At 64.6% G+C, this 23,569-nt stretch carries 21 protein-coding genes and 2 tRNA genes; 10 read left to right on the forward strand and 13 right to left on the reverse strand.

The features are described from left to right. From exbB to KP010_RS05370, 5 genes are all read right to left on the reverse strand, one after another. Nucleotides 1-795 carry a tonB-system energizer ExbB gene (gene exbB, locus KP010_RS05350; protein WP_064032330.1) on the reverse strand — a complete coding sequence of 265 codons (795 nt, stop codon included), beginning with the start codon at nt 793-795 and terminating at the stop codon, nt 1-3. Next, complete coding sequence (locus tag KP010_RS05355; protein ID WP_142863808.1) at nt 792-1,475, reverse strand: Fe2+-dependent dioxygenase; 684 nt, start codon at nt 1,473-1,475, stop codon at nt 792-794. Before KP010_RS05355 ends, exbB begins: the two co-directional genes overlap by 4 nt. Nucleotides 1,476-1,485: 10 nt before the next feature. Then, on the reverse strand, nt 1,486-2,169 hold the full coding sequence (locus KP010_RS05360; RefSeq protein ID WP_142863807.1) for a Fe2+-dependent dioxygenase: 684 nt from the start codon (nt 2,167-2,169) through the stop codon (nt 1,486-1,488). 94 nt (nt 2,170-2,263) lie between these two features. After that, the gene (locus KP010_RS05365; protein ID WP_216280514.1) at nt 2,264-4,768 is read right to left on the reverse strand and encodes a TonB-dependent siderophore receptor; all 2,505 of its coding nucleotides are present in this window, start codon (nt 4,766-4,768) and stop codon (nt 2,264-2,266) included. 334 nt (nt 4,769-5,102) lie between these two features. Then, nucleotides 5,103-6,602, reverse strand: a complete 1,500-nt coding sequence (locus KP010_RS05370; RefSeq protein WP_142863714.1) for a S10 family peptidase — start codon at nt 6,600-6,602, stop codon at nt 5,103-5,105. Nucleotides 6,603-6,749: 147 nt separating this feature from the next. On the opposite strand from KP010_RS05370, the gene KP010_RS05375 reads away from it, so the two are divergent. Next, on the forward strand, nt 6,750-6,950 hold the full coding sequence (locus KP010_RS05375) for a CsbD family protein (protein WP_142863713.1): 201 nt from the start codon (nt 6,750-6,752) through the stop codon (nt 6,948-6,950). A gap of 73 nt (nt 6,951-7,023) precedes the next feature. On the opposite strand, the gene KP010_RS05380 is transcribed toward KP010_RS05375, so the two are convergent. From KP010_RS05380 to KP010_RS05390, 3 genes are read right to left on the reverse strand one after another with little or no spacing between them, the layout of a single operon-like run. Continuing rightward, nucleotides 7,024-8,076, reverse strand: a complete 1,053-nt coding sequence (locus tag KP010_RS05380; protein ID WP_142863712.1) for a MaoC family dehydratase — start codon at nt 8,074-8,076, stop codon at nt 7,024-7,026. A 3-nt stretch (nt 8,077-8,079) separates the two neighbouring features. Further along, nucleotides 8,080-8,409, reverse strand: coding sequence for a DUF167 family protein (locus tag KP010_RS05385; RefSeq protein ID WP_142863711.1), 330 nt, complete (start codon nt 8,407-8,409; stop codon nt 8,080-8,082). 1 nt (nt 8,410) lies between these two features. Next, a complete protein-coding gene (locus KP010_RS05390; RefSeq protein WP_108918394.1) occupies nt 8,411-8,701 on the reverse strand; it encodes a YggT family protein in 291 nt (96 codons plus the stop codon). A 180-nt stretch (nt 8,702-8,881) separates the two neighbouring features. Here KP010_RS05390 and KP010_RS05395 point away from each other — a divergent pair. Further along, nucleotides 8,882-8,957 (forward strand) — tRNA-Ala (locus KP010_RS05395). A gap of 146 nt (nt 8,958-9,103) precedes the next feature. On the opposite strand, the gene KP010_RS05400 is transcribed toward KP010_RS05395, so the two are convergent. Continuing rightward, complete coding sequence (locus KP010_RS05400) at nt 9,104-9,343, reverse strand: hypothetical protein (protein WP_108918395.1); 240 nt, start codon at nt 9,341-9,343, stop codon at nt 9,104-9,106. A gap of 347 nt (nt 9,344-9,690) precedes the next feature. On the opposite strand from KP010_RS05400, the gene KP010_RS05405 reads away from it, so the two are divergent. Further along, a complete protein-coding gene (locus KP010_RS05405; protein ID WP_142863710.1) occupies nt 9,691-10,338 on the forward strand; it encodes a hypothetical protein in 648 nt (215 codons plus the stop codon). Between the two features lie 104 nt (nt 10,339-10,442). Continuing rightward, nucleotides 10,443-10,721, forward strand: a complete 279-nt coding sequence (locus tag KP010_RS05410; RefSeq protein ID WP_108918397.1) for a hypothetical protein — start codon at nt 10,443-10,445, stop codon at nt 10,719-10,721. Here KP010_RS05410 and KP010_RS05415 read toward each other — a convergent pair. From KP010_RS05415 to KP010_RS05425, 3 genes are read right to left on the reverse strand one after another with little or no spacing between them, the layout of a single operon-like run. After that, the gene (locus KP010_RS05415; protein WP_142863709.1) at nt 10,703-11,254 is read right to left on the reverse strand and encodes an AAA family ATPase; all 552 of its coding nucleotides are present in this window, start codon (nt 11,252-11,254) and stop codon (nt 10,703-10,705) included. The genes KP010_RS05410 and KP010_RS05415 overlap by 19 nt on opposite strands. Nucleotides 11,255-11,276: 22 nt before the next feature. Continuing rightward, nucleotides 11,277-12,140 carry a polyphosphate kinase 2 family protein gene (locus KP010_RS05420; protein WP_142863708.1) on the reverse strand — a complete coding sequence of 288 codons (864 nt, stop codon included), beginning with the start codon at nt 12,138-12,140 and terminating at the stop codon, nt 11,277-11,279. 4 nt (nt 12,141-12,144) lie between these two features. Further along, the gene (locus tag KP010_RS05425; protein WP_246659925.1) at nt 12,145-14,802 is read right to left on the reverse strand and encodes a plasma-membrane proton-efflux P-type ATPase; all 2,658 of its coding nucleotides are present in this window, start codon (nt 14,800-14,802) and stop codon (nt 12,145-12,147) included. A gap of 240 nt (nt 14,803-15,042) precedes the next feature. Between KP010_RS05425 and KP010_RS05430 the strand changes: the two genes are divergently transcribed. Beyond that, a complete protein-coding gene (locus KP010_RS05430; RefSeq protein ID WP_142863707.1) occupies nt 15,043-16,959 on the forward strand; it encodes a glycosyltransferase in 1,917 nt (638 codons plus the stop codon). Between the two features lie 12 nt (nt 16,960-16,971). After that, nucleotides 16,972-18,219, forward strand: a complete 1,248-nt coding sequence (locus KP010_RS05435) for a glycosyltransferase family 1 protein (RefSeq protein ID WP_142863706.1) — start codon at nt 16,972-16,974, stop codon at nt 18,217-18,219. Nucleotides 18,220-18,549: 330 nt separating this feature from the next. On the opposite strand, the gene KP010_RS05440 is transcribed toward KP010_RS05435, so the two are convergent. Continuing rightward, a complete protein-coding gene (locus tag KP010_RS05440) occupies nt 18,550-19,398 on the reverse strand; it encodes an outer membrane protein (protein WP_185966543.1) in 849 nt (282 codons plus the stop codon). 351 nt (nt 19,399-19,749) lie between these two features. Between KP010_RS05440 and KP010_RS05445 the strand changes: the two genes are divergently transcribed. From KP010_RS05445 to hflC, 4 genes are all read left to right on the forward strand, one after another. Next, nucleotides 19,750-19,843, forward strand: a tRNA-Ser gene (locus tag KP010_RS05445). Between the two features lie 163 nt (nt 19,844-20,006). Further along, nucleotides 20,007-21,308, forward strand: coding sequence for a FecR domain-containing protein (locus KP010_RS05450; RefSeq protein WP_142863704.1), 1,302 nt, complete (start codon nt 20,007-20,009; stop codon nt 21,306-21,308). A gap of 143 nt (nt 21,309-21,451) precedes the next feature. Then, nucleotides 21,452-22,579, forward strand: a complete 1,128-nt coding sequence (gene hflK / locus KP010_RS05455) for an FtsH protease activity modulator HflK (RefSeq protein WP_108917287.1) — start codon at nt 21,452-21,454, stop codon at nt 22,577-22,579. Continuing rightward, nucleotides 22,576-23,487: a protease modulator HflC gene (gene hflC, locus KP010_RS05460; RefSeq protein ID WP_142863703.1), complete on the forward strand. Its 912-nt coding sequence runs from the start codon at nt 22,576-22,578 to the stop codon at nt 23,485-23,487. The genes hflK and hflC overlap by 4 nt, the downstream gene beginning before the upstream one ends. Nucleotides 23,488-23,569 lie beyond the last annotated feature (82 nt).

Raw genomic sequence — 23,569 nt, forward strand, 5'->3', positions numbered from 1 at the left:
TTACTCCGCGGCGCGCAGAGCGGCGGGCGCCTGCTGGACGCCGCGATCGAGATCACGCGAGACGATGCGCAGCAGCTCGCCGGAGAGATTGGAGACGAGCTCGAGATAGGCGCTCGTCTGGCGCGCGAGATGATTATAGATCAGCACGGCGGGAATGGCGGCGATGAGGCCGATGGCGGTGGCGAGCAGCGCCTCGGCGATGCCCGGCGCGACGACGGCGAGATTGGTCGTCTGCGCTTTGGATATGCCGATGAAGCTGTTCATAATGCCCCACACCGTGCCGAACAGGCCGATGAAGGGGCCGGTGGAGCCGACCGAGGCGAGCAGCCCCGTGCCGCGACGAATGGAAAGGCTCTCGGCGCGCTCGATCTCGGCGAAGCTCGAAGCGACGCGCTCCTTCAATCCGCCGGCGGAGGAGAGATCGGAAGAGAGGCGGAACTCGCGCAGCGCCTCGGCGATCAGAGCGCTCGCCAGAGGATCGTCGCCGCCGAGCGCGAGACGCGCTTCCGCGAGGCCGCGCGCCTCCTGCAGACGCTCGATCGAGCTGCGAATGCGCGCGCGCGCGCGCCGCAATTCGATCGTCTTGGCGATGAGCACAGTCCATGTGCCGATGGAGGCGCTGACGAGGCCCAGCATGACGATCTTCACGACGATGTCGGCGTTGAGGAACATGCTCGACACAGAAAGATCATGCGGACGATTGATGATGTCCGCGCGCCCTTCGGCCAGACAGAGAGAGGTCGAGAGGAGGAGAGACGAGGCCGCAATCGCTAGCGTCTGATATGACCGTTTCATGCTTCCGCCCATATGCGAATGAGATTGTGATAGACGCCTGTCAGCTTGACGCAGGCCGGATCGCCCGCGCCGAGCCGCTCCGTGAGACCTTGAATCGTCTGGTCCAAATCGAAAAGCAACGAACGTACCACGTTGTCGCGAATCATGCTTTGAAGCCAGAAGAAGGATGCGACGCGTTCGCCGCGCGTCACTTCTCGCACGAGATGCAGGCTGGTCGATGGATAGAGCACCAGATGACCGGCGGGCAGCTTCACTTCCTGCGCGCCGTAATGATCCTCGATGACCAATTCGCCGCCGTCGTATTCATCGGGATCGGTGAGAAAAAGCGTGACGGAGAGATCGGTGCGAATGCGCACCGAAGTGCGCGGCACGCCGCGAATGGCGTTGTCGACATGCAGCCCGAAATCATGCCCCGCGCCATAGCGATTGAACAGCGGCGGGAAAATCCGCAGCGGCAGAGCGGCGGAGACGAAAGTCGGACAGGCTGCGAGCGCATCGAGCACGAGATCGCCCAATTCGCGGGCGATGGCGCCGTCTTGCGGCAGCTGCAGATTATTCTTCACCAGGCTCGATTGCGAGCCTGCGGTCGTGCGGCCGTCTTCCCACACGGTCTGCGACATCACGTCGCGAAAATAGGCGACCTGCCGCGCATCGAGCACATCGGGTATGCAGATCAGCATGACGCGCCCCTCATACCTCGCTCCAATGGCGTATGAGATTGTGATACACGCCGCCGAGCTTCATCACATCCTCGTCGTCTCCGCCGAGCCGCGGCGCGAGCTGCTGGATCGCCGTATCGAGATCATAGATCACATCGCGCACGCTCTCCTGGCGGATCATGCTCTGCGCCCAGAAGAAGGAGGCGACGCGCGCGCCGCGCGTGACCGGCGCGACCATGTGCAGATCGCTCGCCGGATAGACAGCGAGCGCGCCGGCCGGAAGCTTGACCTGATGCGAGTCGTATGCGTCGTCGACGACGAGCTCGCCGCCGTCATACTCCTCGGGCTCGGACAGAAAGACAGTGACCGCGAGATCGGCGCGAATGCGCACGCCGGTCAGCGGATCGCCGCGCACGGCGTTGTCGACATGCACGCCGAAACGATGGCCGACGCGATAGCGATTGAACATGGGCGGATAGATGCGCAGCGGAATCGCCGCGGCGACGAAGCCCGGATGCGAGACGATCGCCTGCAAAAGGCGCTCGCCGAGGCGCCGAGACAATTCGCCATTGGGCGGCAGCTGCTCATTGCTCTTCACCGAGGGCGGCTGCGCGCCGGCGGTGGAAGCGCCGTCCTCCCATTCCACCGCGTCCATGACGCTGCGGAATTGAGCGACCGTCTCCTTGCTCAGAACGTCCGGCACGCAGATCAGCATTTCCGCACATTCCATTTTTTGCGACGCAATGAAAAGGCGCCGGCCCCTTGTTTGAAACTTTTCCAAGGGAGCCGGCGCCTGCGACGATTTGTCTTTAGAATTTGGCGCGCGCCTCGAACAGCACGGTGCGGCCGGGCGCGACCTGCGTGAAGGGCGTCGCCGTCTGATAGAAGGCGTCGTAATAGGTGCGGTCGAACATATTCATGACCGAGACCTTGAGCGTGATATTTTCGGTGACCTTGCCTTCGAGGAAGGCGTCGAAGCGCCAATAGGAGGGCAGCACGGTCGGCACATTCACGAAGGGATTGGCCGCCGTCGGCGCGGGCCAACCCGTCGTGCCGTTCACCGACGTCGCGCCATTGGCGATGATATTGTTGCCGCCGTAGATCTTCGAGCGATAAACCGCCTGTCCGCCGAATTCGAGTCGATCCGCCTCGAGGCCGAAGAGATCGCCGAACTTGTATTTGCTCAGCAGGCTGAAGGATTCATGCGCGATATTGGCGAGTTGTAGGCCGACATTGGTCCTGATTTGCGAACGAGTGACCTTCGACTCCATGATGACGAGACCGCCGGTCACGCTCCATTTGTCTGTGATGTTGCCGGCGATCTCTATGTCCGCGCCTTGCACATAATAGGCGGCGTCGCCCGTCGTCACCGAACCGTTCACCTCGCGCGCTCCGTTCACGTCGGTGCGGAACAGCGCGGCGGTCGCCAGCAGATGGCGGTCGAACAGCTCCCATTTGGCGCCGATTTCCTTGGCGTAATTGCGCTGCGGCGGGAAGATCTGCACCGCCGTGGTGAGACCGCCGTAATTGGCCGCGCCGCCGTCGAGCTCCGCGCCGACCGGATTGGCGGAGGTCGCATAGGCTGCATAGAGGCTCACTTCCGGCAGCGGCTTCAGCACCAGGCCGAAATTGTAATTCACCAGCGCCGAGTGATTGGCCGCGAAGGTCGAGTACGACTCGTTGCGGTTGGTGATGGTGTAATCGTCGAAACGCACGCCGGCGTTGGCGATGACGATATCCTCATAATTGGCCGTCTCGATGAGATAGCCCGCCTTGGTGTCCACGGCGACGCGCGTCACATTCTGATTGCGCGTCGGCGTGTTGAGGAAAGGCAGAGAATTGCACGGCAGATAGAGATTGCACACGAGCGCGCCGCCGACGGCGCCTCCGTTCAGCTCCGACGAGAGATTGGTGTAATTGGTTCGCGTCAGCCCTTCCCTGCTATATTCGGCGCCGAGGACGACCTCATGCTTCACCGGGCCGGTGACGAATTTGTAATTTATGTCGGTCTGGCTCGCGAGCGTATTGGTCACTTGGTAGCGGCTCTGCGCGCCGATGTTCACCGTGCCGGCGGCCCAATTGGCGCTCTGCGTCAACGTGCCGATGTAATCGACCACCGAGCGGCTCTGGCGCAGCCGGCTGGTGATCTTCAGATCGTCATTGACGCGATACTCGCCGGTGAAAGTGCCGAAGTCCTGGCGATATTTCTGGAAGTCGCGATTGAGCAGCCCATACCAGGTGTTGCGCGAGGTGACGCCTTCCGCGTAAGGCCGATTGGTCGTGCGGTTATAGGGAATGCCGAAGTCCGGCAGGCCGTTCTGATAGGAATGGGTGTAATTCGCCGTGAGCGTGAAGTTGTCGATCGGCTTGAAGACGACGGAGCCCGAGACGCCATTGCGGTCGTCGGTGACGTAATTGCGCCCGGCGACATTGGCGTCCTGGAACAGGCCATTGACGCGCACGGCGAGAATCGGGCTGATCGCCTTGTTGACGTCGATCTGCACGCGCTTGGAGTTGTCCGACGGGCCGCCGGTGAACTTCATATCGTAGAAGTCCTGCTCCTTGGCCGTCTTGGTGACGATGTTCAACGCGCCGCCGGCGGTGCCGCGGCCGGCGAAGCTGGAGCCGGGACCGCGCAGGATTTCCACCTGCTCCGTATAGAAATTCTCGCGCAAGCTGACGCCCGGATCGCGCACGCCGTCGATGAATATGTCGTTGCGGGCGTCGAAGCCGCGGATGAAGAAGCGATCGCCGAAGGCGTTGCCGCCCTCGCCCGAGCCGAGCGTGACGCCGGCCGTGCTGCGCGCGATTTCCTTCAGCGTGAAGGCGTTCTTGTCCTCGAGCACTTCCTTGGTGAGCACGGTCACGGTGCGCGGCGTGTTCAGCAGCGGCTGGGTGAATTTGTTGGACGACAGCCGATCGGCCTTATAGGGCGCCTTGGGATCGGCATAGGGATTGGCGTCGGCCGGCGCGGCGCCGCCCCCTGCCCCCGCCTGCGCGCTCTGGGCGCCTTGCGCGCCGGCTTGCGGAGCGGCGGGCTGCGTCGAAGGAGCGCGCGTCGCACGGCGCGGCTTGGCGGCCTGATGGGCGGCGGGCGCCGCATGAACCACCGGCTTCGGCTTCTCCTTCGGCGCGTCGACGCGCACCGCCGGCAGAGACTGACTGGCTTCCTGCGCTGTCGCGACGCCGACGCCCGCGGCCAGCAGAGCCGCTACTCCCAACAGTTTCGCCGACGGGCCGTCGATGCGCGAGACCGACGCGGATGATCCGCGCCGCAGGCTGCGCAGAGAAAACGGCGCTTTGATGTTGTTCATTCTGTCCTGCCCCCGTGGAATCAAGTCCGGCAAAACCGGTAAGGTGATCCACTATGCGTATTTTCCGCTGCGGGCAGGGTCAATCGAAGGATGCGTAGACTGGAAATATTACAAGGACCAAATTCTTGAAAGTCTTGAAATAAAAGCTTCCTGTCACGTTGTTGACATTGTTCGAAAGAGACTTATTGGAAATATTCCAAGTTGAAGCCGCGCGGACTTAGCCGCTCCGTTCGTCATACATCTGATACGCCTCATCGCCTTTCGCTCGCGGGGCGACGCGCCGAGCCATCGACCTCGTTTTTCGTCGCCCGCGCTCGGCTCGACCTCGAAAAGCTCATTTGCCTTCGATCGTCTTGCGCGCCTCGTCGCGCAGCAGACGGCGGGAATCGTCGCGGATATAGGACATGTGCCCGCCGGGCACGGTCACGAGCCGCACGCGAGTCGTCTCGCCGAAGGCGGGCAGCTGATCGATAAGCAGCTTGCTCGCATAATAGGGCGTCACCAGATCGGCGAGCCCATGGGCGACGAGCACTTTCAGCCGCGCGTCGAGAGCGAGCTCGTCGCGCAGCGTCGAGACCGCCTCCGCATTGGCGCGGCCGCCGCGGCCGAAGTCCCAATCATGCGCGACCTTGTGATTGAGAATCTCATAGCGCGCGTCGCCGATCGGCCATTGCAATTTCTCGATCGTCAGGCGCGTCATCGCGGCGCCGAGCGGCGCGGCGAGCGCGTCGAGCACCGGATCAGCCCAATTGCTCTCGCGCGAGAAGGGCCGCGGATCGAAGCCCGTGATCTCGCCGTCATAGGCGCTGGAGACGCGATGCGAGGCGCGCAGACGATCGCGCAGAAAAGTCTTCAGCGCGACGCGGCCGCCCTCCTCCATCACGATCCGCGATTCCAGCCCGGTGAAGCGCGTGACATTGGCGTCGAGCCGCTCCAGCGCGTCCTTGTCGCGCGGGCCTTTGAGCAGATCGACGAGAAATTCGCCTGAGGCGTAGGCCTCGACATCGGCGAGCTCGGCGCGCTGCTTGGCGTCGCGCGCCACCGCCGCATAGGACGGCAGGCGGCCGGCGAGCGACAGGAGATTGCGCGGGCTGTCCAGCCAGGCGAAATCCAGCGCCGGCGAGATCAGCACCAGACCTTCGACGCCGATGCTCTCGCGCTCGCGCAGCGCATGGGCGAGCTCGACGGCGCGAAAGCCGCCATAGCTCTCGCCGACCAGAAACTTCGGCGAGGCGATGCGTCGATGCGTCGCCAGCCATTTGCGCACCACCACCGCGAGCGCCTCGGCGTCACCCTGCGCCGAGAAGAAATGCTTTCTCGTCTCCTCATTGTCTGTGAGGAACTTGCTGTAGCCCGTGCCCGGCGGGTCGATGAAGACGAGATCGACGAAAGGCAGCCAGCTTTCGGCATTGTCGACGAGGATGGGCGGCGCCGAAGGCGACAGCGGTCCGGAGCCGAGCGACAGGCGCCAGGGCGAGACGCCGCCGAGTCCGAGCCAGGCGGAAGCGGCGCCCGGCCCGCCATTGAAGACGAAGGCGATGGGCCGGGCCAGCGCATCGACGTCGGAGCGCTCATAAGAGACATAGGCGACGTCGACCCTCGGCGCGCCGCTTTGCGCGTCACGCAGCCGCACCGCGCCGGCGCGCGCGAGAAAGGATAGTTTCTCGCCGCGGATCGACATGGAATGCGTGGTCGTGACCTCTGTCGGAAGGCCTTGCGATTGGTCCGTGGCCTCCTCGCTCTCCTTTTTCTGCGCCGCGGGCGGCGCCGCGAGGCTCGACGAGCCCGCGAGCACAAGAGCGAGAGCGAGCGCAATCCAGGCTTTGGAAATCATGACACGACCTTTCATTCCACGATGCGAGAACAGATAGCGCCGCGCTCGAGCGCGGCGAAGGGCGATGGAACCATATCCATCGGCAAGAATTGTCATCCGATCCTGCGGCGCTCGAAAATAGACGCGCCCGAGTAGAGGAGAAGAACGATGGAGTGGAACCAGATCGAAGGCAATTGGAAGCAAGCCAAAGGCAAGATCAAAGAGAAATGGGGCGATTTGACCGACGACGACCTGACCAAAATCCAGGGCAAGCGCGACCAATTCGAAGGCGAATTGCAGAAACGCTACGGAAAAAGCAAGGAAGCCGTTCAAAAAGATGTCGATGAGTGGCTGAAAACGCTCCATTGAGCGACGCCTCTCCACTATGCTCCCAGGGGAGAGACCAAAGCGGCGGCCGGTTCTCCGGCCGCCGCGGCTTTCGTCAGCGCGGCATCACCGCCCAATAGTCGAGGTCGAGCAGCACGTCCGGATGCGGCTTACCCTCGGCCGTCGTCAGCGGGAAATCCGCCGGCGGGTGGTCCTTCGTGGCGACGAGCCGCAAGCGCAGCGCGCCAACGTCCGAGCGGCCGGGAATCCCGGCCTTGTCCAGCACTTCCGACCAGGCGAAGACGGTGCCGCCGGCGAACAGCGGATTGACATGACGCCCGCCATTCACCGCGGCGATGTGGAACGCGTTCTCGAGACCGTTGAAAGAAAGCGCGCGGGCGAGCGAGATCACATGCCCGCCATAGATGATGCGCTTTCCGAAACGCCCCTGCGCCTCATAATATTGATTGAAATGGACCTTGGAATTGTTCTGATAGAGGCGCGTGGCGATCTGATGCTCGGCCTCCTCCACGGTCATTCCGTCGATATGGTCGATCTTCTCGCCCACCTCGTAATCGCCCCAGAAATAGGGAGAGCCGGCCAAATCCTTGTCGTAGGCGGCGACGTTTATCGCCGGCACGGCCTTGCCGAGATCGGCGGGGGCGACGGATTTCGGCAGCGTCGGCACGACTTCCGGCCCCACGGGGGCGTCCTTGTCGCGCTTCTTCACCATCACCCAGCGGGCGTAGTCGAGCACCGTCTCGCCGCGCTGATTCTTGCCGGTGGAGCGCACATAGACGACGCCGGTCTCCTTATTGGAGTTCTCCTTGAGGCCGATGACCTCGGATGTCGCGGTCAGCGTGTCGCCTGGATAGACGGGCGCCAAAAATTTGAAATCCGCATAGCCGAGATTGGCGATGGCGTTCAGCGAGACGTCCGGCACGGTCTTGCCGAGCACTAAATGGAATACGAGAATATCGTCGATCGGCGCTTCTCTATAGCCGATCGCCTGGGCGAAGGCCGCCGAGGATTGGACGGCGAAGCGCGGCAGATAGAGCGCCGTGTAGAGCGCGACGTCGCCCACCGTCACCGTGCGCGGCGCGGCGTGGCGGATCACCTGACCCAGCGAGAAATCCTCGAAAAAATTTCCGACCTTCGACTTGCTCATGCCTCAACCATTTCTTGTCGCGCCGGTCTTCTCCAGCGCTGCGAGGAGCCGTGCGGGATCTCCCGCGATGAAGAGCTTTTTCAGCCGCGCCGTGTGACCGGAGGCGATCGACACGGTTCTGCGCGGCGCGCCGATCGTCTCGGCGACCAGTTCGACCAGCGCGTCATTGGCGCGCCCATCCTCGGGCGCGGCCCGCACCCTGGCCTTGAGCACTGCCCGGCCGTCGGCCAGACGCTCGACGCCTTCGACCGCGTCGCGGCCGCCCTTGGGCGTCAGCCGAACCCAGAGAGCGACGCCTTCGCCCTCCGCGCTCCAGGCGGCGGCCTCCGTCATGTCAGCCTATGCCGCCGAGCTGGCCGGCGACCAGATTGCGCAGGAATTGCAGCGCGAGCAGCAGGATGATGGGCGAGATGTCCATTCCGCCCAAGCTCGGCAGCACGCTGCGGATCGGCCGCAGCACCGGCTCGGTCAGCGCGTTCAGCGCATTCCACAGCGAATAGACTGCGCGCGATCTGGTGTTCACCACATCGAAGGCGATGAGCCATGACATGACCGCCATGGCGATGACGACCCACCAATAGAGGTCGATGATCGTGAAGATGAGATTGGCCACAGCATATTGCATGATGTGCTTTCCACCGGTCGAAGTCGAAAAATGTCTCTATCCCTCCTGCACCGCCGCCGCAATCCCCGGCCCCGGCTTCGGCGCGGCCATTCGGCGGAGACCGTCTCGGAAAAGAGGAACGATTTCGACGCAGGGCGGATTGACAGGCGGGTAGGCGCCGAGTATCCAGCGCCTCGGAGCGGGGCTGTAGCTCAGATGGGAGAGCGCTGCAATCGCACTGCAGAGGTCGGGGGTTCGAATCCCCCCAGCTCCACCAATCAATTCAACGGCGATCGGACTTCCAGAAATCGCGGATCGACTGTCGGGCGCGCGTCACGCGCGCGACGCCGGCCACGAATCCGTAGCGGCGCGCCGCTCGCGTCGTCGACTTCACGACATGATCTTCGCTCGCAGCACTCTACCTCACGCCCTCGGCGTCGGGACATGCTCGTCGAAGCGCCGCCGCGGAAAGGCAGCTCTGAACAGCATGATGACGAGATTGATCAGAACGAGACCGACGAGCAGCGTCAGCCCCCAATCGCCTATGCTCGCCGTGGAGGGCGCCTGCAAAACCGAATTCACGGCCGTTTCGCCCTTGGCCCATACGCAGCTCACCGCCTCGCAAAATGTCATCGACGCGAGCGGTTGTTCGCAGGACTCCATGATCGGCTCCCGAGTTCTCGTCTATTCGCACGCATTTAGAGGCGCTGCGAGCGACTTCAATCCCGCCCGCGTCGCGCCGCAGCATAGACGGCGGCGCAACGACGCACGCGGGAAACGATGCGCACGATAAAGTAGAGTTGCGCCGAAAAGCGTCTATCGTCGCGTGCGACCGAGCGACATTTCTGTTGCCGTGCTCTTATTTTCTCTCGACAACGGCTAAGTATTCGCCCACTCTATCGGCGTTCGGAATTTCCGTTCATCCTGGGAAAACTCGGAGCCGACGTAACCGATTTGGACGAAAGATCGTCCGACGGAAGTCGTTCCGCCCCCTTCGACGCCGGAGACCCATGCGCCGCATCGTTCGCCCCTTCGTGAAGGAATTCAAATCGCGCTCCGCCAAGGCCGCGTCGAGCCGTATCGTTCCGCTCGACGAAGCGGCCGCCGAGCAAAAGCCCGCCTTTCTCGACCTCGCGGCCTTCGCGCCGCGCGTCGTGGAACGCGAGACGCCGCATGACGACGGCTATGAAGCGGCGATGAAAGCGGCCGATCTCGTTTTCGGCAAGAAGGCCGAAGCGATAAAGGCGGAGGCCGTGTCCGCGCAGCCGGCGAGCACCGGCCGTGTGCTGCCGAGCCTCATCGAGCCCATCGCGCCGCCGCCCGAGCCGGAGGCGCCTGTCCGCCGTGGCCCCGGCCGTCCGCGCGGCGTGAAGAAAGCCGTCGAGCCGAAGATCGTCGACGCCGAGAGCGACGCGCCGATTCGCGCCGCGCGCCGCCCCAAAACGCCGAAAGCCGCGCCCGCGCCGCGGCCCGCTCCGGAGCCGATCTCCATTGTCGCGCGCCAGCCGCCGGCTCCGGCGCCGATCGCCGTCGCCAGGGTCGAGAGCGAGACAACGAGCCGCAGGACTCGCCGCGCCATTCAGCTGCGCTGGGTTCTCGGAACGGAGCTGCGGGCCGGCGAAAAGTGGAAGCGTCGCCTTCCCGAGGCCGCCCGCTGAACGAAAGACGCCGCGTCGGGATGCGAGACGACGCTAACCTTCGCCGGCGCCATTCGTTCAAAATCCTTGCTCCTCGGCTCGATCGGCGTCATATACGGAGAGCGATGACGGACTCTCAAGAAACCACGCTGATCGAGGCCTTGAAGAAGGTCGATGCGCATGGCGACATCGCGCCGCCGCATGTGCAGGATCCGATGACCATGGCGCTGCGCCAGCGCGCCATTGCGGCCGATCTCATGCGTTGGGACGACAGCCGCGGCCGTTACGTGCTCACCGGCACCGGCCGCAGCCGCATCAGCGCCCGCAATCGCGCCCCTGGCGCGGTGCTGCGCTTCCGCCGCAGAGACGAGCGCGAAGGCGATTCTCAGCGCAAGGTCGACTGATCGGAAATTTCCAACCTATTCAGCACGAAGTCGGCGCGCTCGGCGACGCTCGCCCGCGGCAAGACATCCAGCCGATAGCCGAGCAATGGATAAGCTTCCGCGAGCCGCTCGTATTCGGCGACGGCGGCGTCGAAGCTATGGCGGCGCTCCGTATCCTCGACATAGATTTCTCGCCACGGCGGCGTCATGAACACGCGAGAATCATAGCGCGGCTGCGCGCGCAAGGTCGCCTGCGCCGGCTCTCCGGTCGCATGTTGTAGCGCGACGGCGGCGTCGACCAGCCCTCGATCGAAAAACACGAGCCCGGTCTCGCGGCCGGCTCTCTCGATATCCTCTATCGCCATTCGAAGGGCGCGACGCGCGAATGCCGCGAGATCGACCCACGGCAGCGCGGCTCCCGCGCCCGCGATCTCCTCGGCGACGATTCTGCGTCCCGGCTCTTCGACCACAGCGAAGCCGCGGCGCGCGAGCTCGGCGAGCAGGCTCGATTTGCCACCGCCCGAGCAGCCCGAGATCACGATGAAACCTCTCATGAAATCCTCGCTTCGGCGATATTCAGCCGCGACACCCGGGTCCGCCGTTCTTCGCCTCGGCGACGGCGGCGTGATATTTCTTCGCGATCTGCGCGAGATCGACGCGCGTCGGCGGCAGCTTCAGCCCCATCTCGTCCAGAGTGTCGACCACGATTCGCGAAATGACGAGATCGCGAAACCATTTGTGATTCGACGGAACCACGAACCAGGGCGCCTGCTTCGTGCTCGTGCGCGCCAGCGCCTCCTCATAGGCCTCCACATATTGCGGCCAATGTTCGCGCTCCGTGTAATCGCTCTCGCTGATCTTCCAATTGCGCGCCGGATCGTCGAGTCGCTGCTCGAAGCGCGCGAGCTGCTCCTCCGGGCTGATGTGGAGATAGAATTTCAATATTCGCACATTGCCGTCGCGGGTGAGCAGGCTCTCGAAATCATTGATCTCGTCATAGCGCTTCGACCATATGTCGCGAGGAACGAGCTTGTGCACGCGCACCACCAGCACATCCTCGTAATGCGAGCGGTTGAAGATGACGACCTGGCCCTTGGCCGGCGCATGGGCGTGAATGCGCCAGAGAAAATCATGGTCGTGCTCGATCGGCGTCGGCTGCTTGAAGCAGGCGACCGAAACGCCTTGCGGATTCATGCCAGAGAACAAATGACGAATAGTGCCGTCCTTGCCGCCGGCGTCGAGCCCTTGCAGCACGATCAGCAGCGCCTGCGAACCATCGGCATAGAGCAGATATTGCAGCTTCGCCATGCGCTCGACATGTTCCTTGATCTTGGGTAGCGCCTCCTCATGCGATTTGTGCTTGCCCGTAGCGGAAGGATCATAATCGGCGAGGCGGAGCTTCACACCCGGCTCGACCCTGTATTTGTCACGCCAATCCATTCGCTTACCCTCTGGATGAGGCTGCCTGCCGCGCCAACGCGAGACCGCCGGAGAGCGGACGCTCGACCGTGGCCACGCTTTTCTCCTGCCGTCTCATGCGATGATCCACGACGCGCGCGATGATCTTGCGCGCCAATCCCAATATGAACATGAAGCCGATGCAATAGGCCCAGACGATGCCGATGAGCCGCAGCGAGATCGGCGGAACGAGCCAGCCGAAATAGCACATGGCCGCGGCGAGAAGCTGCGTCGCGAGAATCGCGAAGAGGAGCTTCCAGGCCGGAAAAGGCGGCAGGAAGAACCAGCGCTGCGTGCGCGCGACGAGCAGCAGCAGATGGCCGCCGACGACGAGCTGCAGAAACATCATCGTCTGCAATTGCTGCGGCGAGAACAGCTGCATCGCCTCCCCCAGCGGCTCGCGCGCCAGCGCCCTGACGCCGATGAGCAGCAGGCCGAAGGATTCGACGACGCAGACGAGGCCGAGCACGGTCGCAATGGCGAGCAGCCGCGGCATTCGCCAGCGTATCGGCCGCGGCTCGACCGGCGTATTGTCATAAGCGATGGTCATGATCGGCGCATCGTCGAGCAGCGACATCACGACGATCATCGCGGCGGTGAGCGGCGTGAAGCCCAAAAACACGCTCGACAGAACGACGACGAACATGATGTCGATGGTCAGAGCGACGCGATAGGTCGTGTAGCTCTCGATTCGGCCGAAGATGCGCCGCGCCTCGTCGATGGCGCTGGAGATGACGGAAAGCCCCGGCGCGGTGAGGATGAGCGCCGCGGCGCCGCGCGCAGCGTCGGTGGCGCCAGAAACGGCGACTCCGCAATCGGCCTGCTTCAGCGCCGGCGCGTCATTGACGCCGTCGCCCGTCATGGCGACGAGATGGCCGCGCTGCTGCAACGCTTTCACGATCGCATATTTATGCTCGGGAAAGACGCGGGCGAAGCCGTCCGCCCGCTCGATCGCGTCGACGACATCGGCGGAAAGATGGTTGGGATCGAGATCTTTGGGAAAAATATCGGCCGCCGCGACGATATGATCGCCGAGGCCGAGCTGCCGCGCGGTCTCTATCGCTATGGCGGTGTCGTCGCCCGTCACCATTTTCACCACCACGCCCTTGGCGCGAGCGGCGGCGATCGTCGCCTTGGAATCGGCGCGCGGCGGATCGAACATGGGCAAAATTCCGAGCAGCCGGAACGTCGCGCCATCGTCCTCCGAGCGCGCCACAGCGAGCGCGCGCGAGCCTTTTTCGGCGAGTTCGTCGACGATTCTTTTCACGCGCTGCGCGATGTCTGCGTCGGCGTGGACGAGATCGACGATCGCCTGCGGCGCGCCTTTGGTGACGATGATCGACTTGCCCTGCGCATCGGTCACCGTCGCCTGCGTGCGCTTGGCGACGGGATCGAAGGGAATGAATTTCGTCGTCGAATAAGTTTTGAGCGCGTCCTTGTCCTTCAGCGCGTCGATGCAGGCCGTGTCTATGGCGTCGCGATCCTCGAGCTTGGAGGCGAGCGCAGCGGCGAGAATACAATCCTGCGCGTCCTTGGACTCGAAGAGGATTGGCTCGCTCAGCGTCAGCTGATTCTTGGTCAGCGTGCCGGTCTTGTCGGAGCACAGAATATCGACGCCGGCCATCTCCTCTATCGCCGAGAGCTTGGAGACGATCGCCTTTTCTTTCGACAGAGCCAGCGCGCCGAGCGCCATCGTCACCGAGAACACCGCCGGCATGGCCACCGGAATGGAGGCGACCATCAGCACCAGCACGAACTGAAGAATGGAGAGCGCGTCCGCCATGCTCCAATCATCGGCGACGACGAGATCGCGATAGACTTTCACCGCGACGAGAACCGCCGCGAGCGCCACGGCGACGACGATGAGAAAATCGCCGATCTCGAACATGGCCTTTTGCGCATGGCTCGCTGCGCCCGCGCCGGCGACGAGGCTCGCCGTGCGGCCGAAGAATGTGTTGGCCCCCGTCGCCGTGACGACGCCGATCATCTCGCCCTGCTTCACTATGCTGCCGGAATAGGCCACATCGCCGACCTTTTTGGCGACGGGCAGCGATTCGCCGGTCAGCGCCGCCTGGTCGATGGAGGCGTAATCGCCGGAGAGGAGCCGCAGATCGGCCGGCACGACGACGCCGAGCCGGATCTTCACAATGTCGCCCGGCGTCAGCTCGGCCGCGGGCCTCGCGCTCCATTCGCCGTCACGCAGCACGGTGGCTTCCGGCGCGAGGCCTTTCTTCAGCGCCGCCAGCGCATTGGAGGCTTTGCGATCCTGCCAGAATTCGAGCCCGGCGTTGAACAGCAGCAGAGCGAAGATGATGGCGAAATCATTCCAATGGCCGATCAGCGCGGAGACGATCGCCGCCGCCTCGATCATATAGGCCATGGGCCCGGCGAAATAGCCGAGGATCTTGCGCCAGAGGGAGACGCGCTTCTCGGGCAGCGCATTGGGGCCGTAGGCCCGCAGTCGCCGGCGCGCCTCATCCGCGGCGAGCCCGCGTCTCGGATCGACGCCGAGCCGCGTCAGCACTTCGTCCAACGGCATTTTGCCGTAATCGGCGGCTGCCGGCGGAACAGCGGCCGCAGGGCCGGCGGCGGAGCGCGGCGGGAGCGGCCCGGTCGCCAGCGAGGTTCTGGTTGTCAACGACATGGCGTATCTCTTCGAGCGTGTGTCTCGGAACGAATCTCGGAGCGTCGCGGGACAAGAAGCGGGCGCGTCTTTCGCTGACATAGAGCCAAGGCCGCCCGGAAATAGCCTCCGCCTCATGATGAATTGCGCCGCGCGCCACATTAACCATGACGTTGACAAGCCGTCGCACCTCGCTCAAGAGGACGGCTATTCTGGACGGCCTCTCGCGGCGCGGCCTCCAATTCGAGAAGTGGATCACATTTGACGCAGCAGGCAATCGCGCTGACCCCCGCGAAGGACGTGATCGTCCGCGACGAGCGATTCGTCTCTGTATCGAAAGAGCCCTGGCTTCGAATCGAGGCCGATTTCGGCGCCGGCCCTTTCGTCGAGATGGTTTTCCGCACGAGCCTGCTCGACGATCCCGTGCGGCCCGTGCTGCGCTTCGTGACGCCTGCAGGCGCCATCGACCGCATTCTCCCCGGCCCGGCGGCCGGCGCAGGCGTCTGGATCGGCGCCCTGCCCCGCGGCGCGCGCGAGTTTCTCATCAGCCCGACCAATCGGCCCGGCCCTTTCGGCTTCATGATCGAGAGCCTGCGGCCGGTCGGCCTCGCCGAGGCGCTGATGCGCGTCTGGCGTCGCAGGCCTGCGAAGCTCTGGTCATATTTCCTGCCCACTCTCTTCGGCTATCGCAGCGAGGCCGAGAATGCGCTCGATTGGGCGAGCAATTTCGAGCCGCTCGATGATTTCGAGAATTGGCGCGCGCGCCGCGCCCGCCGCTTCGAACCGACGGGCTTCGACGCGCCGCGCAACGACCCCGCGACGGCGCCGCGCTTTGCGATTCTGCTCCTCGACGCCGGCGCGGCCCCCGACCGAAAGGCGCTCACTCTCGCCTCGATCGAGCGGCAATCCCAACTCCCGTTTCTCCCACCCGCGCGCATCGCGCATAGCGAGGCGGAACTCGTTCCCCTGCTCGCCGAGACGGATTTCGTCGCGGTTCTGCGCGCCGGCGACGAATTGGCCGATCACGCCTTCGCCTCGCTCGCCGCACACATCGCGCGCGCGCCGCACGCCAAGCTGATCTACGCCGACGAGCTGCTGCGCACGAAAAACGGACCGAGGCCGAGCTTCACGCCCGATTGGAGCCCGTCGCTCGCGGCGGCGCGCTCCTATTTCGGCCGTTGCGCTTTCTACGCCGCCTCGACGCTGACGGGAAAATCGATCGGCGAGTCGATGCGCGCCGCGCCCTTCCGCCTCGCGCGCGCAGAGATTTCGCATCTGCGCCGCTGGCTGCTGACGCGCGACGAGGAACCGGAAGCGCCGATCGTCGCGCCATCCGCGTCCGCTCGCGCCGAGCCCGCGCCGAGCGTCTCCGTCATCGTGCTGACGCGCGACCGCGCCGATCTTCTTCGCCCCTGCGTCGAGAGCATATTGCGCCTCTCGACGCATCCGTCCTTCGAGCTGATCATCGTCGACAATGGCAGCCGCGAGGCGAAGACCTTCGCCACTTTCGAAAAGGCGAAGAAGGACCCGCGCGTGCGCATTCTCTCGCGCCCCGAGCCGTTCAATTTCGCGCGTCTCAACAATGACGCCGCGCGCGCCGCGACCGGCGAGGTCCTCCTCTTTCTCAACAATGATACGGCGATCGTCAGCCCGGACTGGCTCGAGACTCTCTCCCGTCGCGCAATGGCGCCGCAGACGGGCGCCGTCGGCGCGCTGCTGCTCTATCCGGACGGACGCATCCAACATGCGGGCGTCACCATAGGGCTAGGGCAGGACGCCGGACATTTCGGCGCTCTGGTCGCGCCGCAGACGCCCTCCTGGCTCGGTCGCGCCGGCCTCGCGCATGAGAGCTCCGCCGTCACCGCCGCCTGCATGGCGGTGGAACGGCGCAAATTCGACGCGGTCGGCGGTTTCGACGCGATCAATCTGCCGATCGAGTTCAACGACGTCGATCTCTGCCTGCGACTCGGCGAGCGCGGCTGGACCGCGCTCTATGATCCGAGCGCGCGGCTGCTGCATTACGAATCGGCGTCGCGCGGCTCGCCCAAGTTTCGTCCGATGAGCGTCTATGCGAAAGAGCGCGACTATTTCCGCGACCGCTGGCGTGCGGTCATTCGCGACGATCCCTATTTTCATCCTGCTTTATCGCTCTATGCGCGCCATCCGGCGCTCTGGTAGAGAGAAAAGAATATGACGCGCCCGATCGTCTATGACGCCACGCATCTCGTCTCCCTCGGAAGGGCGGCGGGCGCGGCCGGCATCGGGCGTATCGATCTTGCTTTCGCACGCCATTTCGCCGCGCATCCGCGCCTGTCCTGCGCCGCGCATTACGGCGCGCGCGGCCCGCATGTGCTCGCGCCGTCACGCCTCGCCCGCATCGTCGCCGATGTCGCGCCCGCCGCGCCGGACGCTTCGTCGGAATGGGCGCGGCTGCGCGGCTGGCTACTCGGCGCGGAGCGTGCGCCCTTCGCCACGGCCCCTGCGCCGCGCGACGCTCTCGGCCAATTTCTCTGGCGCACGCCGCTGCGTCTCGCCAATGACGCGCCGCACGCGCCGCCGCCGAATTCGCTCTATCTGAACATAGGGCAGCACGCCTGCGAGTTCCCGTTGCTGTTTCGATGGCTGGAGCGGCGGCCGGACATGCGCGCCGTCTTCTTCGTACACGATCTCCTGCCGCTCGATCGGCCGGAATTCTTCCGCCGCGGCTATGAGGCGCTGTTTCGCAGGCGAATCGACACGATCCTACGACACGCCGATGCGCTGCTGGCGATGAGCGAAATCGTCGCCGAACGTCTCGAGCGCGAGATCGCGCGCAAAGGCGCGCGCATTCCGATTCATGTCGAGCCGGCGCCGTCGACGCAGGGCGAGACCGCCGATGCGCGCGACGAACAGCTCGCGCGCTGCGATTATTTCGTGCTCGTCTCCACGCTGGAGCCGCGCAAGAATCATCTGATGCTGCTCAATGTCTGGCGCGCTCTGGCCGCGGGCCCGCAGCCCGTCCCCAAGCTCGTCCTCGTCGGCGGACGCGGCTGGGAGAATGAGCAGATCGTCGACATGCTGAATCGCTGCGAGGCGATCCGTCCCCATGTGCGCTGGACGAGCGACCTGCCCGCGACCGCGTTGCGCCGGCTGCTCGCCAACGCCAATGCGCTGCTGATGCCGAGCTTCGCCGAAGGCTATGGCCTGCCGGTGGTCGAGGCGCTCGCGCTCGGAACGCCGGCGATCGTCTCCGACATTCCAGTATTCCGCGAGATCGCGCAGGAGCGCGCGCTCTTCCTTTCGCCCCTCGACGGGCTCGGATGGAAACGCGCCGTGACGGACTTCTGCGCGGCGGCCTCGCCCCGCCGTCTCGCCGCCATCGGCGCCGCGCAAAGCTTCTCGGCGCCCGATTGGATCCGCTATTTCGAGCGCATCGAATCTTTTCTCGACTCGCTCTGAGCCGCCAGCCGGGCGAGAAGCCGATCGCCGCCGGCAGGATCGCGGTCGATCACGCGAGGCGCTTCCTACCGAAGCGGACGGTTCGATGAAGCACAGCTAAAGTCCAGAGTCTTTCGTTTTGACGCGTTTCCAACGCCGAGCCGGCGTCCACTTCGGCTGGAAACTCTAAAGCGTCAGCGAGCGAGGTCGGACCCGGCTCACGTGAAGAAAGCACAGGTCGCCCGAGACACACAAACCTCCCGAGACGACGACAAACAAAAAGCCCGGCGCGATACGCCGGGCTTTTCGTACTATTCTCTTTTCGCTCGCCTCTATCGGGCGACCGCCAAATCAATATTTGGCGACGACCGGAGCGGCGGCCGGGCTGAACAGGTTGAAGTGGTAGTTCACGCCGGCGCGAACCACATGGCCGTTGAAGCGGGCCGAGGAGGAAGTGGTGGCGGCCGGACCGGCGACGGTCGTGAAGGAGATCACGCTGGAGGTCGAGACCGTGCCGAGATCGTAATAGAGATATTCGACCTTGGCGCTCCACTTCGGCAGGAACAGCCACTCGACGCCGCCGCCGGCCGTCCAGCCCACGCGGGTGTCGGAGAAGGCGCTCGACGAGGTGCCGACGAGACCGCCGACAGCCTGGAACACGCTGCTGCTCAGATTGGCCTGACCATAGGCGAGACCGCCGGTGCCGTAGACGAGCAGCGAGGGGGTGATCAGATAGCCGAGACGGCCGCGGACGGTGCCGAGATAGTCGATCGACTTCGAAGCGCTGATCGTCGAGGTCAGCGGGCCGAAAGCCGCAACCGAGGACGTGCCGCTGTTGCTGCCGGCGACGCCCTGGATGTCGGCCTCGACGCCCGCGACGAAGGCGTTGGCGAACTGATAGTTATAGCCGATCTGGCCGCCGCCGATGAAGCCGTCGATGCTGGTGCCGAGCAAGCCCGAGCCGGCGATGCCGACGATCGGGTTGACCGGAGCGATCGAGCCCGAGGAGACCGCCACCGAGCTGCTCTCGTCCCAGGTGTAGCCCGCGTTCAAGCCGACGTAAAAGCCGGTCCACAGAGCCGGCGGCGGCGGGGGCGGCAGCAGGGGGGCGGCCTTCTTGGACGGCAGGTCGGCAGCCAACGCCGAGCCCGCGGAGACGGCCAGCGCGAGCGCGGAGGCGGCGAGCAAAGACTTTTTCATCATACGGCCCTCAGTTAGATTTCATGGGTCTTCGATCCGCCGCCGCCGGAACCCCTGGGCGCCGCACGATCGATCGCCGACCGCTACAACCCGGCGCAGAGAAGCGCGCCGTCTGTGGTGAATAGCTACGGATCATTGCGTGCGTCGTCAACAAAGGCGGAGCCGTTCGTCCTCCAAATCGCGGTTTTTGTCGAAAGCTGTGTCAATTACGCAACAGTACCGGAGCCCGGCAAAAATAATCTGAGCGCATAAGCGCGCTTGCCAAGAATTTGCCGCTTTGGCATATCTCAACTCACGCTCGCCGAAGCGCCGAGATTCGGAGCTTCGGAAAGAGCGTCTCAGGACGCCTGCGGAGACGTGGCCGAGAGGCTGAAGGCGGCGGTTTGCTAAACCGTTATAGGGTTGTAAAGCCCTATCGAGGGTTCGAATCCCTCCGTCTCCGCCAGCCCCCTACGCCGCCGGCCCGATAGCGAGCCTCGCGAGTGACGGGCTTCGTCGAGGCTTCATCCCTTCTGCTTTCCCTCGCGCTGTTGCGCTCGAGCTCATGGTCGGGCTAGATGGGCGCGAGCATTCGCGTATTCCCGTCCCTTTAGAATTTCGGATCGACCATGCGCAGACTTGTCGCCGCCCTCGCGGTCCTCGCCTTTTTCACGTCTTTCTCTCGCGCGGCGCCGAACATCGGCAGCGCCACGGCGATCGAGAAGGACGTGCGCGGCGAATCGGACGGCCGCACGGCGAAGATCGGCGTCGGCGACGCCGTCTATGCCGACGAAGTTCTGTCCACCGGCGCGGAGAGCCGCGGCCGCTTCGTTTTCGACGACCGCACCGATCTTCAGCTCGCCCCGTCCTCCCGCGTCAAGCTGGACAAATTCGTCTATTCCAACGACAAAACCGCCGTCTTCAGCGCCACCAAGGGAGCGCTCCGCTTCATCAGCGCTCCGGCCGTCCACAAGGACTACGAAGTACGCACGCCCAATGCGACGATCGGCGTGCGCGGCACCAGTTTCGCCGTGCGCGTGCGGCTCGGACGCACCGACGCGGTTCTCTATGACGGCGTCATCGAGGTCTGCCCGATCGGCGGCGGCGCCTGTCGAACGCTCGACACACCCTGCACTTTCGTCACGGTCGCGAACGGCGGCGCGACCGCGCCCGCGGCGCTCGGCTCCGGCGACTGGAGCTTCGACGACAGCTGCAAGGTTCCGGGCCGACGCGCCGGCGAGACGCCGCCGCTCGCTCCGACGACGCCGCCCCCCGCGACTCCGGCCTCGACGGCTTCGCCCATCGACTGGAGCGGCCCCTCCTTCGGATTCGACGCCGGAACCGGGGTCGGCGGCGGCGAATTCGCCGACCCTGTGCCGATGAACGGCGCCGCCTTCCTAGGCGGCTTGCGCTTCGGCTATTCCTTCGCGCTGACCAAGGAGATCATCGCCGGCTTCGAGACCGACGCCTCCTATCGCAGCGATCTCGGCGGCGGCTCCAACGGCCACGCCCAGGCGTCGAGCGCGCGCGGCGGCTACTTCGGCACGGCCCGCATCCGCCTCGGCTATGCCTTCGATCGCCTGCTGGTCTATGGGACGGGCGGCCTCGCCTATGGCCATATCATCGCGCCGCGCAGCTTCTCCGGCTATAATGTGATCGCTGCGCCCTACACTTACGGGACGAATCGCGAGAATCCATTCCTGCCGGGCTGGACGGTCGGCGCCGGCGCGCAATTCGCGATCACGGACAATGTGTCGGTGCGCGCCGAATATCTCTACGCCAAGCTGCAGCATTATCTCCCGCTCTACGACACCAATACATCCCCGCTGCCTTACGCCACCTGCACGGTGTCGGCGCTGCACAGCATTCGGGTCGGCGTCAATTACGGCTTCTCACTCAAAGATTTGCTCTCCATCGCGACGCCGAGATGACGATGACGCGCCGAATGCCGAGGATATTCGGCCGCGCGCGCGTCGCCGCTCATTGCCGAAGCCACGCGCAAAGCCTATAAAACAACAGCGTCCGCCATCGGCGGGCGCGGCCCGACACATTCCTCTTGTTTCGAAGAGTCGATATGCCCTGGAGCAGTCAAGGCGGCGGCCCTCGCAAGCCGAACGACAACGGCCCCTGGGGCCAAGGTCCCTGGGGCGGCGGTCCTTCCGGCGGCGGCGCGCCGCCCGATCTCGAAGAGCTGCTGCGCCGCGGGCAGGACAGCCTGCGCCAAATGCTCCCTTCCGGCCTCGGCGGACGCGGCGTCGCCATTCTCGCGCTGCTGACCGTGCTCGCTTGGCTCGCCAGCGGCTTCTACACGGTCGGCCCCAATGAGGTCGGGCTCAATCTGCTCTTCGGCAAATATCGCGGCAAGACGCAGGCCGGCCTCAATTACAATCTGCCGTCGCCGATCGGGACGGTGATCAAGCTCGCCGTCACCGACCGTAACGCCGTCGATATCGGTTTTCGCGAGCAGCCGACCACGCGCCGCGGTCCGCTCGCGCCGGAGGCGCCGGAAGAGAGCCTCATGCTCACCGGCGACGAGAACATCGCCGACGTCAAATTCCGCGTCTTCTGGCAGATCGATCCGGCGCATCCCGAGGATTACGCCTTCAACGTCGCCAATCCGCCAGCGACGGTGAAGGCGGTCGCCGAAAGCGCCATGCGCGAGATCGTCGGCCAGTCGCAGATCCAGAAAATCCTGACCGCCGACCGCAAACTGATCGAGCCGGCGAGCCAGCAGCTGATGCAGAAGGTGCTGGACGATTATCACAGCGGCGTATTGGTGCTGCAGGTACTGCTGCTCTCGGTCGATCCGCCGGCCTCGGTCATCGCGGCCTTTCGCGACGTGACCGCGGCGCAGCAGGACCTCCAGAGGCTCGGCAATGAAGCGGAAGCCTATGCGAATCGCGTCGTGCCGGAGGCGCGCGGCGCCTCCGCGCGCATTCTGCAGGAGGCGGAGGCCTATCGCGAGCAGATCGTCGCCGAGGCGCAGGGACAGGCGTCTCGCTTCGACCAGATCTACGATCAATATAAGAAGGCCCCGTCGGTGACGCGCCAGCGTCTCTATCTCGAGACGATGGAACGCGTGCTCGGCGGAGCCGAAAAGGTCATCATCGACGAGGCGCCGGCCGGCGTCTCCGGTGGCGGCTCCGTCGTTCCCTATCTCCCCCTGCCCGGCTTCTCTTCGACGCAAGGAGGCCGCAAGTGAAAGGTTCTCTGGCTTTTTTCGGCGTTATCCTCGCCCTTTTCGCGCTGATCGCGGCGGGCGGCGCGCTGTTCACCGTCACCCAGACCGAGCAGGCGCTGGTGCTGCGATTCGGCGAGCCGGTCGCCGGCCGCGGGCTCATCACCGAGCCCGGCCTGCATTTCAAAATTCCCTTCATCGAGAATGTGATCTTCCTCGACAATCGCATTCTCGACGTCGAGAGCCCCAATCTCGAAGTGCTCGCCTCCGACAATCAGCGGCTCGAAGTCGACAGCTTCATCCGCTATCGCATCGTCGATCCGCTGCGCTTCTACCAATCGGTCGGCGGTATCGCCGGGGCCAATAATCAGCTCGCCTCGGTGCTGAACTCCGCCGTGCGGCGCGTGCTGAGCGAGGCCAATCAGCAGCAGATCGTGCGCGACGAGCGCGCCGGGCTGATGGTGAAGATCCGCCAGCAGGCCAATCTCGAGGCGCGCAAATTCGGCGTCGACGTCGTCGACGCCCGCATCCGCCGGGTCGATCTCCCGCAGCAGATTTCGGAGAAGGTCTACGGCCGAATGCAGACCGAGCGCGCGCGCGAGGCGGCCGAGTATCGCGCGCAAGGCGCCGAGCAGGCGCAGAAGATCACCGCCAAGGCCGATCGCGACGTGATCGTGCTCAAGGCCGAGGCGCAGCGCCGCGCCGATCAGCTCAAAGGCGAAGGCGACGCCGAGCGCAACCGCATTTTCGCCGAAGCTTTCGGCCGCGATCCGGACTTCTTCGCCTTTTATCGCTCCATGCAGGCCTATGAGACTGCTTTCAAAGCGGGCGACACCCGCTTTCTCGTCGGGCCGCGCTCGGATTTCTTCCGTTATTTCGGGACGCCATCTGCCGGCAGAGCCGCCGAGGATCAGACGCCGCAAAAGAAATAGAGTCGCGGTCGCGATAGAAATAAGGTACATAAGGTAGGATTTGCGCGAACGCCCAACTCTCGCCGCTTTGCTGGCGGAGTGC

Origin of the sequence: Methylosinus sp. KRF6 (assembly GCF_018887255.1) — a bacterium.
Classification (GTDB): Bacteria; Pseudomonadota; Alphaproteobacteria; order Rhizobiales; family Beijerinckiaceae; genus Methylosinus; species Methylosinus sporium.

Excerpts from the sequence above, each read along its gene's own strand:
- exbB (WP_064032330.1), bottom strand. The coding sequence starts at position 795 with ATGAAACGGTCATATCAGACGCTAGCGATTGCGGCCTCGTCTCTCCTC.
- KP010_RS05355 (WP_142863808.1), bottom strand. The coding sequence starts at position 1,475 with ATGCTGATCTGCATACCCGATGTGCTCGATGCGCGGCAGGTCGCCTAT.
- KP010_RS05360 (WP_142863807.1), bottom strand. The coding sequence starts at position 2,169 with ATGCTGATCTGCGTGCCGGACGTTCTGAGCAAGGAGACGGTCGCTCAA.
- KP010_RS05365 (WP_216280514.1), bottom strand. The coding sequence starts at position 4,768 with ATGAACAACATCAAAGCGCCGTTTTCTCTGCGCAGCCTGCGGCGCGGA.
- KP010_RS05370 (WP_142863714.1), bottom strand. The coding sequence starts at position 6,602 with ATGATTTCCAAAGCCTGGATTGCGCTCGCTCTCGCTCTTGTGCTCGCG.
- KP010_RS05375 (WP_142863713.1), top strand. The coding sequence starts at position 6,750 with ATGGAGTGGAACCAGATCGAAGGCAATTGGAAGCAAGCCAAAGGCAAG.
- KP010_RS05380 (WP_142863712.1), bottom strand. The coding sequence starts at position 8,076 with ATGAGCAAGTCGAAGGTCGGAAATTTTTTCGAGGATTTCTCGCTGGGT.
- KP010_RS05385 (WP_142863711.1), bottom strand. The coding sequence starts at position 8,409 with ATGACGGAGGCCGCCGCCTGGAGCGCGGAGGGCGAAGGCGTCGCTCTC.
- KP010_RS05390 (WP_108918394.1), bottom strand. The coding sequence starts at position 8,701 with ATGCAATATGCTGTGGCCAATCTCATCTTCACGATCATCGACCTCTAT.
- KP010_RS05400 (WP_108918395.1), bottom strand. The coding sequence starts at position 9,343 with ATGGAGTCCTGCGAACAACCGCTCGCGTCGATGACATTTTGCGAGGCG.
- KP010_RS05405 (WP_142863710.1), top strand. The coding sequence starts at position 9,691 with ATGCGCCGCATCGTTCGCCCCTTCGTGAAGGAATTCAAATCGCGCTCC.
- KP010_RS05410 (WP_108918397.1), top strand. The coding sequence starts at position 10,443 with ATGACGGACTCTCAAGAAACCACGCTGATCGAGGCCTTGAAGAAGGTC.
- KP010_RS05415 (WP_142863709.1), bottom strand. The coding sequence starts at position 11,254 with ATGAGAGGTTTCATCGTGATCTCGGGCTGCTCGGGCGGTGGCAAATCG.
- KP010_RS05420 (WP_142863708.1), bottom strand. The coding sequence starts at position 12,140 with ATGGATTGGCGTGACAAATACAGGGTCGAGCCGGGTGTGAAGCTCCGC.
- KP010_RS05425 (WP_246659925.1), bottom strand. The coding sequence starts at position 14,802 with ATGTCGTTGACAACCAGAACCTCGCTGGCGACCGGGCCGCTCCCGCCG.
- KP010_RS05435 (WP_142863706.1), top strand. The coding sequence starts at position 16,972 with ATGACGCGCCCGATCGTCTATGACGCCACGCATCTCGTCTCCCTCGGA.
- KP010_RS05440 (WP_185966543.1), bottom strand. The coding sequence starts at position 19,398 with ATGAAAAAGTCTTTGCTCGCCGCCTCCGCGCTCGCGCTGGCCGTCTCC.
- KP010_RS05450 (WP_142863704.1), top strand. The coding sequence starts at position 20,007 with ATGCGCAGACTTGTCGCCGCCCTCGCGGTCCTCGCCTTTTTCACGTCT.
- hflK (WP_108917287.1), top strand. The coding sequence starts at position 21,452 with ATGCCCTGGAGCAGTCAAGGCGGCGGCCCTCGCAAGCCGAACGACAAC.